Source organism: Actinacidiphila paucisporea (assembly GCF_900142575.1).
Lineage (GTDB): Bacteria > Actinomycetota > Actinomycetes > Streptomycetales > Streptomycetaceae > Actinacidiphila > Actinacidiphila paucisporea.
This window is the reverse complement of sequence record NZ_FRBI01000001.1, coordinates 391,453-403,621: the sequence shown is the minus strand read 5'-3', so window position 1 is coordinate 403,621 and position 12,169 is coordinate 391,453. Positions and strand designations below refer to the sequence as shown.

The following is a 12,169-nucleotide window of genomic DNA, read 5'->3' as shown; positions in this document are numbered from 1 at the left end:
CGACGGCTGACGGGGTGTCACCCCGGTCGGCGGGCGCCCGAATAGGGGCGTAAGGGGTGGGGAGGCGGCGGCGAGTTGCGCCCGGGGGAGGTTGGCCGGTATCCACAGCGGTGACGCTGGGGAAGGTGGTGCCATGGCCGGGCTGATGAGCGCCTGGAAGCGGTCTGCGGCCGGGCGGTTGTGGAAGCAGGCCACGCATATCGAGCTGATGCACCGTTCGATGGGTTTCGCGGCCCTGGGCTTCGTGACGCTCATGCCGCTGCTCGTGGTGGTCGCGGCCGCCACGCCGTGGGAGCACAGGCCCGGGTTCGCACAGTGGGTCGTGGACGGCATGGGTCTCGACGCGGACGGCTCGAACCGGGTGCGTACGCTCTTCGCCGCGCCCAGGAACGTGCTGAGCGCCACCAGCGCCTGGAGCCTGGCGTCGCTGGCCTACTTCGGGCTGACGTTCGTGGCGAGCGTCGAGACCGGCTACCGGAAGATCTGGGACCTGCCGTCGGGCCCGTGGCACCGGGACTACCGGCGGGCGGTGTGGCTCGCGGTGATGACGGCGTACCTGTTCGCCGAGTCGCAGAGCGCCGCGGCCATGGGCAGCGGCCCGGCCCGCTCCCTCGCGAGGATCACCCTGACCTTCGGCCTCGGTGTCCTCTTCTTCGCCTGGGGGCAGCATTTCCTGCTCTACGGCGCCGTGCGGGTGCGCACCGCGCTGCCGGGCGCGGTCCTGACCATGCTGGGGCTGGCCGGGCTGCGGGTCTTCTCGCACCTGTTCTTCGCCGGGCTGATGGTCAGCAACGGTGACGCGTACGGCCCGGTCGGCACCGTGCTGACGGTGGTGACCTGGCTGGTCGGGGTGGGCTTTGTGGTCTTCGGCGGCGCGCTGCTCGGCCGGCACGTGCGGGATGTGCGCATCCTGCGGCGGGGCGCCGAGATCCCGCGGCCGCGGCGCCAGGAGGGCTGGTACGACGAGCCCGAGGACGTCACGCCCGGGGTGCGGTGGCGCTCCGACGGCGCGGGCGGCGCGATCGACTGACGCGGCGCCGCCGCGACGGCGGGCCGTATGCCGTGGCGTAGGGACCGTGTAAGCCGTCCATACCTCCGATGACGGGCGGAACGGACGGCGGCACCCGGGAACACCCGGGGGGTTCGCGGGCACTGTTACAGGTATGAGTGACAGCGACGCGAACAGGGACGGCGGCTACCGCATCGAACACGACTCGATGGGTGAGGTGCGGGTGCCGGCCGGGGCGAAGTGGCGGGCGCAGACGCAGCGGGCGGTGCAGAACTTCCCGATCTCGGGGCGGCCGCTGGAGCGGGCGCACATCGAGGCGCTGGCCCGGATCAAGGCGGCGGCCGCCCGGGTCAACGGGGAGCTGGGGGTGCTGGACAAGGAGGTCGCCGGCGCGATCGAGGAGGCGGCCGAGGAGGTCGCTGCGGGGCGCTGGGACGACCACTTCCCGGTGGACGTCTTCCAGACCGGGTCCGGCACGTCCTCGAACATGAACGCGAACGAGGTCATCGCGACACTGGCGACCGAGCGGCTCGGCCGCCCCGTCCACCCCAACGACGACGTCAACGCCAGCCAGTCGTCCAACGACGTCTTCCCCTCCTCCGTGCACGTCGCGGCGACCGCGGCCGTCACCGGCGACCTGATCCCGGCGCTCGCCCATCTGGCGGAGGCGTTGGAGCGCAAGGCGGCGGAGTTCGCGACGGTGGTCAAGGCCGGGCGCACCCATCTGATGGACGCCACGCCGGTGACGCTGGGCCAGGAGTTCGGCGGCTACGCGGCCCAGATGCGGTACGGGATCGAGCGGCTGGAGGCGTCGCTGCCGCGGCTGGCGGAGCTGCCGCTCGGCGGTACGGCGGTCGGCACCGGCATCAACACCCCGCCCGGTTTCTCCGCCGCGGTGATCGCCGAGGTGGCGCGGGTGACGGGGCTGCCGCTGACCGAGGCGCGGGACCACTTCGAGGCGCAGGGCGCGCGGGACGGCCTGGTGGAGACCTCCGGTCAACTGCGGACCGTCGCGGTCGGGCTGACGAAGATCGCCAACGACCTGCGGTGGATGGCGTCGGGACCGCGTACCGGCCTCGCCGAGATCACGCTGCCCGACCTCCAGCCGGGCTCGTCGATCATGCCGGGCAAGGTCAACCCGGTGGTGCCCGAGGCGGCGCTGATGGTGGCGGCGCAGGTGATCGGGAACGACACGACGGTCACGGTGGCGGGCGCGGCGGGCAACTTCGAGCTGAACGTGATGCTGCCGGTGATCGCCCGCAACGTGCTGGAGTCGGTGCGGCTGCTGGCCAATGTCAGCCGGCTGCTCGCCGACCGTACGGTCGACGGGATCACCGCGAACGTCGAGCGGGCGCGCGAGTACGCGGAGTCCTCGCCGTCGGTCGTCACCCCGCTGAACAGGTACATCGGCTACGAGGAGGCCGCGAAGGTGGCGAAGCGGGCGCTGGCGGAGCACAAGACGATCCGGCAGGCGGTGATCGAGGGCGGTTATGTGGAGCGCGGGCTGCTGTCCGAAAAGCAACTGGATGACGCACTCGACGTGTTGCGTATGACCCGTCCGTAACGCGTGATCCGTAAGCTCTGTTCATGACAGCCCATACCGAGACGGGGACCGCGACCCCGGCAGGAGAACCGCAGGGGCGCTTCTGGACGCCCGGTGAGCAGGTGCTGTGGCGCTATCGCGGCAACGGTACGGACGCGGTGCACATCGCCCGCCCGGTGACCGTGGTGCGCGACGACCCGGAGGTGCTCGCGGTCTGGATGGCGCCCAACACGCCGGTGGTACGCCCGGTGATCGCGGACGGCACGCCGGTGCACCGCGAACCGCTGGCGACCCGCTACGTCAAGCCGCGGACCACCAGGGTGGAGAAATGGTGGGGAGCCGGCGTCCTGAAACTCGCCCGTCCGGGTGACCCCTGGTCGGTGTGGTTGTTCTGGGACCAGGAATGGCGGTTCCGCAGCTGGTACGTCAACCTGGAGGAGCCGCTGCGCCGCTGGTCGGGAGGGGTCGACTCGGAGGACCACTTCCTCGACATCTCGGTGCACCAGGACCGCAGCTGGCGCTGGCTGGACGAGGACGAGTTCGCCCAGGCGCAGGCCGACGGCCTGATGACGGCGGCGCTCGCGGCCCGCGTACGGCAGGCGGGACTGCGGGCGATCGGGGTGATCAGGGCCTGGGGGCCGCCCTTCAGCGACCACTGGCAGGACTGGCGACCCGACCCGCGCTGGCCGGTGCCGGCGCTGCCGGCCGACTGGGACCGCCCGGCGGACGGCTCCGATCCGCTGGCACATGACGGTGGCGAGCAGAGGTCGGATGACCCGTCGGACGGCCGTTTCGGGGTCCGGCCCGCAAGACGATCCGCCTGAACCCCTTGTTGCGCCCCTGACTGTCAACCGTAGGATCGGTCCGGCGGAGCATCGCACAAACGCCGGTCACGCCCTAGAGTTTGACGCCGCGTCACCGGCGGTCCCGGTTGCGCCGGGCGCGGGACGCCACGGCGCACGCACGGCCCCGCACGGCCCGCACCACGTCCGTATCCGACCGTCACGAGACGAAGAGCAGTCAGGGAGGCCCTGAGCAGTGGGAACCGGCGGCGACGAGCGCGAGGGAACGGCGCCGGACACTCCGGACGGCGCCGACGACCGGCTGTGGGGCCGGGCGGAGCAGGCCGCGGCCTTCGACGCCATCGGCGACCGGTACGACGAGGCCTTCCCGCACAAGGAGGGCCAGCTCGCGGCCGCCGAATGGCTCGCGGCCGCGGTGCCGCCGGGTTCCCGGGTGCTCGACCTCGGCTGCGGGACCGGGCTGCCGACCGCCGCGCAGCTGGCCGACGCGGGACTGCGGGTGGTCGGGGTGGACCTGTCCACCGGGATGGTCGGCCGGGCCAGGGCGAACGTGCCGAAGGCCGAGTTCGTGCAGGCCGACATCGCGGACCTGCCCGCCGGCGAGCCGCTGACCCGGGGCGGCTTCGCCGGGGTCACGGCCTTCTTCTCGCTGCTGATGCTGCGCCGCGCCGAGATCCCGACCACCCTGCGGGCCGTATACGACCTGCTGGAGCCGGGCGGGCTGCTGGCGCTGTCGATGGTCGAGGCGGATGTGGACGATGTGTCGATTCCGTTCCTCGGTCACACGATCCGGGTATCGGGTTATCTACGGGACGAACTGCGACAGGTCGTCACGGATGCGGGCTTCGAGGTGATCGAGGAGGATGCGTACGCGTACGCGCCCGCCAGTGCGGACGTGCCGCCGGAACTGCAGGTCTTCCTCCGCTGCCGACGCGGGTGAACGGCGGCACGCATCCGGGACGTATCCATCGGCGCACAGACGACCCCAGGCACGAACGCAGCTAGGAAAGCACGCACGACACAGACACCGAACAGGCCCGAGCCCGCCGCGGCCAGCGCGTGGCGCACACACGGATGGAAAGACTCGCGTGACCACGGACCCGCCCCGACCACCCAGGCACCCCGCCGCGCCTGCGCCGGACCCGCGTGGTGGCTACAGCCTGCCGGCGAAGCCGAAGAGCGAGCTGCCCGAGCCGCCGTCCGGCCCGCTCGGCACCCCCGTACTCCCCGGTGTGCCGCCGGACCCGCCGGAGCCGCCCTACCGGGCCGCGGCGCCGGACGCCGCGGGACTTCCCGACCACGACCGCCCGGAGCCGGACGGGGGCCCCGTGGGACAGAACCAGGGCGCGGCGCTGCCGCGCCGCGACCAGCGCCCCGGTGAGGAGTCGCTGACGGGCTTCGTCAGCACCCCGACCCGCGGCACCCCCATCGAAGCGGCCGGGCACCCGGCGGACGAGGAGTCGGCGGGGATGCGTATCCCGATGCCGGCGCAGACGGGCCCGGAGGCCGACCGGCTCCGCTACGTCGGCGCGGCCACCCGGCGGATCGCCCGCGGGGTGGACCTCGACGAGATCCTGCTCGGGCTGTGCCGCTCGGCGGTGCCGGCCTTCGCCGACGCGATCCTGGTCTATCTGCGCGAGCCGCTGCCGGTGGGCGACGAGCGCCCCTCGGGCCCGCTGCGGCTGCGGCTGCGCCGCTCCGACGGCGGCCTCGAAGGCCCGTCGGAGGCGGACGACGACGCGCCGGTCGGCGCCACCCCGCTGCTGCCCGCGCTGCTGCCGACGATGGAGCCGTCGTACGGCGGTACGGGCGACTCCATCGGCGTCCTGCTCGACGGGCCGCTGGCCGAGGTGCTGCGCGGGGTGCGCCCGGTCTTCGCCGACTCGATCAGGGCCGCCGACGCGCTGGCGGAGCTGCTCGGCCGCGGCGACGACCCGATCGGCCTGCCCACCGGGCGCCGGGCGCTGCTGGCCCCGCTGCGCGGCCGCCGCCGGGTGATCGGCGCGGCGGTCCTGCTGCGGCGGGCCGGCCGCGCGCCCTTCGAGTCCGACGACCTGCTGGTCGCCGCCCAGCTCGCCACGCACACCGCACTGGGCGTGGACAAAGCCGTCCTGTACGGCCGCGAGGCCTACATCGCGGACGCGCTCCAGCGCGAGATGCTGCCCGACTCGCTCCCGCAGCCCACCGGCGTCCAGCTGGCCAGCCGCTACCTGCCGGCCGCGGAGTCCGCGCGGGTCGGCGGCGACTGGTACGACGCGATCCCGCTGCCCGGCAGCCGGGTGGCGCTGGTCGTCGGCGACGTCATGGGCCACTCCATGACCTCGGCGGCGATCATGGGCCAGCTGCGCACCACGGTCCAGACGCTGGCCGGCCTGGACCTGGCGCCGCAGGAGGTGCTCTACCACCTCGACGAGCAGGCCCAGCGGCTCGGCCAGGACCGCATGGCGACCTGCGTCTACGCCGTCTACGACCCGATCGCGCACCGCCTGGTGGTGGCCAACGCGGGCCACCCGCCGCCCGTGCTGCTGCACGCGGACGGCCTCGCCGAGGTCCTCAGGGTGCCGCCGGGCGCCCCCATCGGCGTCGGCGGCGTGCCCTTCGAGGCCGTCGAGCTGCCCGCGCCCGCCGGGGCGACGCTGCTGCTCTACACCGACGGCCTGGTCGAGTCCCGCAGCCGCGACGTCTGGGGCGGTATCGAGCTGCTGCGGGAGCGGCTGCACGACGCGGCCTCGGTGGTCTCGCCGCCGCCGCTCGAACCGCTCTGCGACGAGGTGCTGGAGATCCTCGGCCCCGGCGACCGCGACGACGACATCGCGCTGCTCGCGGCCCGCTTCGACGGCATCGCGCCGAGCGACGTCGCCTACTGGTTCCTCGAGCCGCAGGCCCAGACCCCGGGCCGGGCCCGCCGCCTGGTCCGCCAGGCCCTGCGCCGCTGGGACCTGGAGGACCAGCTGGAGGCGGCCGAGCTGCTGGTCAGCGAGATCGTCACCAACGCGGTGCGGTACGCGGAGCGTCCGATCACACTGCGGCTGCTGCGTACGGACGTGCTCCGCTGCGAGGTGGGCGACGACGCCCCGCTGCTCCCCCGGATGCGCCACGCGGCACCCGAGGAGGAGGGCGGCCGCGGGCTCTACCTCGTCAACCGGATGGCCCAGCGGTGGGGTGCCACTCGCTTGGGCGCGGGCAAGGTCGTCTGGTTCGAGCTCCCCCTCTGACGCCGGGCGCGCGCTCTTCGCAAGGCAGCGCCTTACGGGGCGCGTCAGGCCTGCGGCCCGCTCCGTGGGGGCCGTCACCGGGCCGGGCGCTCTTCGCAAGGCAGCGCCTCAGGGGGGCACGCCCGGCTCCGTGTGGTCGGACCGAACGGCCCCTTTCGGCTGGCGGCGACCCGCGCCGGTGGTAGGCCGAGCGCTCCGTTCGCCCCGGCGGTTCGCCTGGGGTGCCCCCACGCGGCGCCTGAGGTGGTGGCGGTCCGTCGCCGGGTGACGGCCCGACCACCGCCCGCGCGCCGGGCGGAAACCAGCACGCACCCCTGAGGCGTACCGCCCGGCGCGCGGGCAAGGCGGCACGGTGTGACCGTGGAGACGTGAGCTGACCCCCGCCCCGCAGGGCCCGCAGGGACCGCAGCCCCGAGGCACGTGCTGACAGCCCCGTGCCCCGGGGCTGCATCGCGTCCGGCTGCGGTGCCGCCGCACGGGCAAAAATGTGCTATCACTATGATAGATCGATCGACCAGGAAGCAGGGGGAACAGCCATGCCGGAGCCGGCCGCACCGCAGCAACCGCCCAAGGGCGCCATCGACGCCGCGATACCCGAGATGCCCGCACCTCGGGTGCAGGAACGACGGGCGGCAGGGATGCCGGGGGTGCCCTTCCTGCTGATCGCACTGCTCGTCGTGCTCGGCGGCGTCGCGCTGATCATCGCGGGCGGGACCCGCGCCCAGGACCACCCCGGCGGGACGGCGGCGATCCTCATCGGGCTGGGCATCGCGGTCGTCGTCGCCGCGCTGCTGACGCTCTTCGGGCTCACCCAGGTCGCACCGGGGCAGGCGCGGGTGTGCCAGCTCTTCGGGCGCTACCAGGGGACCATCAGGCAGGACGGCCTGCGCTGGGTGAATCCGCTGACCAGCCGCCGCAAGATCTCCACCCGACTGCGGAACCACGAGACCGCCGTACTGAAGGTCAACGACGCCTACGGCAACCCGATCGAGCTGGCGGCCGTCGTGGTCTGGCAGGTCGCGGACACCGCGCAGGCGGCCTTCGAGGTGGACAACTTCGTCAAGTTCGTCGGCATCCAGACCGACACCGCCGTGCGGCACATCGCGACCAACTACCCCTACGACGCCCACGACGGCGAGTCCCTGTCACTGCGCGGCAATTCGGAGGACATCACCGAGCGGCTGTCCGCGGAGATCGCCGCCCGGGTCGACTCGGCCGGCGTGCGGATCATCGAGTCCCGTTTCACCCACCTGGCCTACGCGCCGGAGATCGCCTCGGCGATGCTCCAGCGGCAGCAGGCGGGCGCCATCGTGGCGGCGCGGCAGACCATCGTGGACGGCGCGGTGGGTATGGTCGAGTCGGCGCTGTCCAGGATCGCCGAACAGGGCATCGTCGAACTCGACGAGGAGCGCAAAGCGAGCATGGTGAGCAATCTGCTGGTGGTGCTCTGCGGTGACCGGGCCGCCCAGCCGGTACTCAACACGGGGACCCTCTACCAGTGACGGAGCGCCCGACGTGACGGAGCCCGGCGAGCCGGCCGACACCGGCGCCGACTCGGCCGACCGCGGTGCCCGTACGACCCGGGCGTCCCGCAAGCAGGTGCTGCTGCGGCTCGACCCCGCCGTCCACGACGCCCTGGCGACCTGGGCGGCCGGCGAGCTGCGCAGCACCAACGCGCAGATCGAGTTCCTGCTGCGGCGGGCGCTGGCCGACGCGGGCCGGCTGCCGCCTGCGGCCCGGCCCATCCCGCGCCGCGGCCGCCCGCCGAAAGCCGAACCGCCGCAGGCGGGCCCCTCCACCACCGCCTGACCGGCGGCGACTCCACCGCCTGACGTGCACAACTCCACTGCCTGACCTGCGGCGATCTCGCAGGTCAGGCATTATTCACCGCAGGTATACACGCGATGTATACCCATGGTGTAGTGTGCTCCGCATGTCAATCGGCCACACCCTGCTCGGACTCCTGGAGTCCGGCCCGCGCCACGGTTACGACCTCAAGCGCGCCTTCGACGAACGCTTCGGACACGACCGGCCGCTCGCCTACGGCCAGGTCTACTCGACGATGGCCAGGCTGCTGAAGAACGGCCTGGTCGAGGTCGACGGGATAGAGCCGGGCGGCGGTCCCGAGCGCAAGCGGTACGCCATCACCGACGCCGGTGTGACCGACGTGGAGAGCTGGCTCGCGCAGCCCGAGAAGCCCGAGCCGTACCTGCAGACGACCCTTTACACCAAGGTCGTCCTCGCCCTGCTGACCGGCCGCCCGGCGGCCGACCTGCTGGACAGCCAGCGTGCCGAGCACCTGCGGCTGATGCGCGAGCTGACCCGGCGCAAGTCCGGCGGCGATCTCGCCGACCAGCTGATCTGCGACCACGCGCTCTTCCACCTCGAAGCGGACCTGCGGTGGCTGGAACTGACCGCCGCCCGGCTCGACCAGCTCGCCGCGGAGGTGACCAGGTGACCGCCGCCCCCGAGCCGCTGCTCGTCGCGACCGACCTGCGCAAGGCCTACGGCCCGACCCCCGCGCTCGACGGCGCCGAACTGACCGTCCGCGCCGGTGAGGTGGTCGCCGTGATGGGCCCCTCCGGGTCCGGCAAGTCCACCCTGCTGCACTGCCTGGCCGGCATCGTCACCCCCGACTCCGGCGACGTGCGCTACCGCGGGCAGCAGATGTCGCTGATGTCCGACGGCGAGCGCAGCGCCCTGCGGCGTACGGACTTCGGCTTCGTCTTCCAGTTCGGCCAGTTGGTGCCCGAGCTGACCTGCCTGGAGAACGTGGCGATGCCGCTGCGGCTCGCCGGCCGCAGGCGCAAGGACGCCGAGGCGCTGGCCGCGACCTGGCTGGAGCGCCTCGAGGTCACCGACCTCGCGGGGAAGCGGCCCGGCGAGGTGTCCGGCGGGCAGGGCCAGCGGGTCGCGGTGGCCCGCGCCCTGGTCGGCGCGCCGCGGGTGGTCTTCGCCGACGAGCCGACCGGCGCGCTGGACTCGCTGAACGGCGAGCGGGTGATGCGGTTGCTGACCGACGCCGCGCACGACACCGGCGCCGCCGTCGTGCTGGTCACCCACGAGCCGCGGGTGGCCGCGTACTCGGACCGGGAGATCGTCGTGCGGGACGGGAAGTCGCGCGACATGGAGCGGGCGGCATGACGGCCCCGCACGAGCCCTTCGCCGGCTTCGACAGAACCAGGGCAGCCGGACCCGGCGGCGCCGGGTGGGCCGAGCCGGCTGCGGGCGTGCGCGCCTGGGTGCGCGACCTGCTGCTGGGCGCCCGCTTCGCCGCCGGCGGCGGCCGCGAGGGCTGGACCCGCACCGTGCTGACCGCGGTGGGCGTCGCGCTCGGCGTGGCGCTGCTGCTGCTCGCGTCCGCGGTGCCGGCGATGATGGACGCCAGGGACCAGCGGCGGGTGGCCCGCGACACCCTCTCGTCGGGTGAGGCGGTGCAGCCCGGGGCGAGCACCTTCCTGCTCGCCGAGACGAACACCACTTACCACGGCAAGGACATCACCGGCGTCCTGCTGCACCCGGAAGGACCCGCGGCCGAACCGCCGCCGGGACTCGCGGCCATGCCGCCGGCCGGGCGGATGGTCGTCTCGCCCGCGCTGAAGAAGCTGCTGGCATCCTCGCCGCTGCTGCGCGAACGCATCCCGTACGAGATCACCGGCACCATCGGCAAGGCCGGGCTGATGGGCCCCGCCGACCTCTACTACTACGCGGGCAGCGACCAGCTGGTCGCCTACGGCGCGGGACAGGCGGGCGGCAACGCCGAACGGGAGACGCGCTTCGGCGCCCACAGCAACTCCGAGGTCCTCGGGGCGGTCTTCAACCTGCTGCTGGTGATGGTCCTGGTGGTGCTGCTGCTGCCCGTCGCGGTCTTCGTCGCCACCGCGGTGCGCCTCGGCGGCGAGCGCAGGGACCGGCGGCTCGCCGCGCTGCGGCTGGTCGGCGCGGACATCCGGATGACCCGGCGGGTCGCAGCCGGCGAGGCCCTGTTCGGCGCGCTGTTCGGGCTGCTGCTCGGCGCGGCCTTCTTCCTGATCGCCCGGCAGTTCGCGTCCCACATCACCATCAGGGACATCTCCGCCTTCCCCTCCGACCTGACGCCGAGCCCGGCCCTGACCGTGCTGATCGCGGTCGCGGTGCCGGTCGCGGCGGTCGCGGTGACGATGCTCAGCCTGCGCGCCACGGTCATCGAACCGCTCGGCGTCTTCCGCCAGGGCGTGGGGCAGCGGCGGAAGCTGTGGTGGCGGCTGCTGGTCCCGGCTGCCGGACTCGCCCTGCTCATCCCGCTGTTCGGCAGCGTCCAGGGCGACGCGCGGACCAACCAGTACCAGATCGCGACTGGTACGGTCCTGCTGCTCGTCGGCGTGACCGCGGTGCTGCCGTGGCTGGTCGAGTCGGTGGTGGGACGGCTGCGTGGCGGCCCGGTCGCCTGGCAGCTCGCCACCCGGCGGCTCCAGCTGAACAGCAACGCCTCGGCCCGGATGGTCAGCGGCGTGACGGTGGCCGTCGCCGGCGCCATCGCCTTGCAGATGCTCTTCGGCGCGGTCAGCGCCGACTTCGTGTACGACACCGGGGCCGACCCGGCGCGCGCCCAGATACTGATCGCGGCCTCGACCACCTCCAGCGAGGAGACCGCGCACGACATCCGGCAGCTCGCCGGCACCAAGGGCGTACGCCAGGTCATCGGCTACCTGCAGTCCCAGGCCACCCAGCCCGACGCGGCCAGCCGTGGCGGCAGCGTCTCCGACAGCGCGTATCTGCCGGTGAACGTCGGGGACTGCGCGAGCCTGCGGGAGCTGGCCGCGATCGGCGCCGACTGCGAGCCGGGCAGCACGTTCCTGGTACCGCCGTCCCACGGCGTGGGCGTCGAGGAGTCGCTGCAGTACCTCGAACCGGGCCACCGGATCGATCTCAACGTCGGCTACGGCGACCGCTACAGCGGCACCCCCGTGCTGTGGACGATCCCGGCCGGCACGCGGACGGTGGCCGGCCGGGTCGACCCGAGCGGCAGCCGGGAGTGGGGAATCCTCGCCACCCCCGAGGCCATCGACAGCAACCGGCTGTTCGACGCGCGCTCGCAGATCATGGTCGCCGTGGACGACCGGGAGCCGGAAGCCGTCGAGTACGTGCGCAACACCGCGGCCGGCTTCGGCGTCACCACCTACACACGGTCGATCAGCGGCACGTCCGCCAAGGCGAGCTACACGCAGCTGCGCCGGGGCCTGTTCGCCGGTGCGACGCTCACGATGGTGCTGATCGGGGCCAGCCTGCTGGTGTCGATGCTGGAGCAGCTGCGGGACCGCAGGAAGCTGCTCGCGGTGCTGGTCGCCTTCGGCACGAAGCGCAGCGCGCTCGCGTGGTCGGTGCTGTGGCAGACCACGATCCCGGTCGTCCTCGGCCTCGTCCTGGCCTGCGCCGGAGGTGTCGGCCTGGGCGCCGCCCTGCTGGCCATGGTGGGCAGCCCCTTCCACATGGACTGGGGCGGTATGGCGACGATGGCCGCGATCGGCTCCGCCGTGGTCCTGGGGGTGACGCTGCTGAGCCTGCCGCCGCTGTGGCGGCTCATGCGCCCGGACGGCCTCCACACGGAGTAGCCGCCCCT

Annotated in this window: 10 protein-coding genes; all 10 read left to right on the top strand. The window is 73.3% G+C overall.

All coding sequences use genetic code 11. The annotated features are described in order from the left end of the window. Nucleotides 1-133 precede the first annotated feature (133 nt). The 10 genes from BUE44_RS01915 (at nucleotide 134) to BUE44_RS01870 (ending at nucleotide 12,161) form a co-directional block, all read left to right on the top strand. Nucleotides 134-1,030: a YhjD/YihY/BrkB family envelope integrity protein gene (locus BUE44_RS01915; RefSeq protein ID WP_073492882.1), complete on the top strand. Its 897-nt coding sequence runs from the start codon at nucleotides 134-136 to the stop codon at nucleotides 1,028-1,030. 133 nt (nucleotides 1,031-1,163) lie between these two features. Next, nucleotides 1,164-2,573: a class II fumarate hydratase gene (locus tag BUE44_RS01910; RefSeq protein ID WP_073492880.1), complete on the top strand. Its 1,410-nt coding sequence runs from the start codon at nucleotides 1,164-1,166 to the stop codon at nucleotides 2,571-2,573. A 23-nt stretch (nucleotides 2,574-2,596) separates the two neighbouring features. Further along, nucleotides 2,597-3,376: a cytidylyl-2-hydroxypropylphosphonate hydrolase gene (gene fomD, locus BUE44_RS01905; protein WP_079189397.1), complete on the top strand. Its 780-nt coding sequence runs from the start codon at nucleotides 2,597-2,599 to the stop codon at nucleotides 3,374-3,376. Between the two features lie 280 nt (nucleotides 3,377-3,656). Then, complete coding sequence (locus tag BUE44_RS01900) at nucleotides 3,657-4,295, top strand: class I SAM-dependent DNA methyltransferase (protein ID WP_107415604.1); 639 nt, start codon at nucleotides 3,657-3,659, stop codon at nucleotides 4,293-4,295. Between the two features lie 148 nt (nucleotides 4,296-4,443). Continuing rightward, the gene (locus BUE44_RS01895; RefSeq protein ID WP_073492875.1) at nucleotides 4,444-6,570 is read left to right on the top strand and encodes an ATP-binding SpoIIE family protein phosphatase; all 2,127 of its coding nucleotides are present in this window, start codon (nucleotides 4,444-4,446) and stop codon (nucleotides 6,568-6,570) included. Nucleotides 6,571-7,106: 536 nt separating this feature from the next. Then, on the top strand, nucleotides 7,107-8,072 hold the full coding sequence (locus tag BUE44_RS01890) for an SPFH domain-containing protein (RefSeq protein WP_073492873.1): 966 nt from the start codon (nucleotides 7,107-7,109) through the stop codon (nucleotides 8,070-8,072). A gap of 13 nt (nucleotides 8,073-8,085) precedes the next feature. After that, the gene (locus tag BUE44_RS01885; RefSeq protein ID WP_073492871.1) at nucleotides 8,086-8,379 is read left to right on the top strand and encodes a hypothetical protein; all 294 of its coding nucleotides are present in this window, start codon (nucleotides 8,086-8,088) and stop codon (nucleotides 8,377-8,379) included. A 124-nt stretch (nucleotides 8,380-8,503) separates the two neighbouring features. After that, complete coding sequence (locus BUE44_RS01880; RefSeq protein WP_073493417.1) at nucleotides 8,504-9,028, top strand: PadR family transcriptional regulator; 525 nt, start codon at nucleotides 8,504-8,506, stop codon at nucleotides 9,026-9,028. Next, nucleotides 9,025-9,714, top strand: coding sequence for an ABC transporter ATP-binding protein (locus BUE44_RS01875; RefSeq protein ID WP_073492869.1), 690 nt, complete (start codon nucleotides 9,025-9,027; stop codon nucleotides 9,712-9,714). The genes BUE44_RS01880 and BUE44_RS01875 overlap by 4 nt, the downstream gene beginning before the upstream one ends. After that, the gene (locus BUE44_RS01870; RefSeq protein WP_079189396.1) at nucleotides 9,711-12,161 is read left to right on the top strand and encodes an ABC transporter permease; all 2,451 of its coding nucleotides are present in this window, start codon (nucleotides 9,711-9,713) and stop codon (nucleotides 12,159-12,161) included. Before BUE44_RS01875 ends, BUE44_RS01870 begins: the two co-directional genes overlap by 4 nt. Nucleotides 12,162-12,169 lie beyond the last annotated feature (8 nt).

What these genes read in the sequence shown, in the direction of transcription:
- BUE44_RS01915 (WP_073492882.1), top strand. Translation starts at nt 134, where the DNA reads ATGGCCGGGCTGATGAGCGCCTGGAAGCGGTCTGCGGCCGGGCGGTTG.
- fomD (WP_079189397.1), top strand. Translation starts at nt 2,597, where the DNA reads ATGACAGCCCATACCGAGACGGGGACCGCGACCCCGGCAGGAGAACCG.
- BUE44_RS01910 (WP_073492880.1), top strand. Translation starts at nt 1,164, where the DNA reads ATGAGTGACAGCGACGCGAACAGGGACGGCGGCTACCGCATCGAACAC.
- BUE44_RS01890 (WP_073492873.1), top strand. Translation starts at nt 7,107, where the DNA reads ATGCCGGAGCCGGCCGCACCGCAGCAACCGCCCAAGGGCGCCATCGAC.
- BUE44_RS01880 (WP_073493417.1), top strand. Translation starts at nt 8,504, where the DNA reads ATGTCAATCGGCCACACCCTGCTCGGACTCCTGGAGTCCGGCCCGCGC.
- BUE44_RS01870 (WP_079189396.1), top strand. Translation starts at nt 9,711, where the DNA reads ATGACGGCCCCGCACGAGCCCTTCGCCGGCTTCGACAGAACCAGGGCA.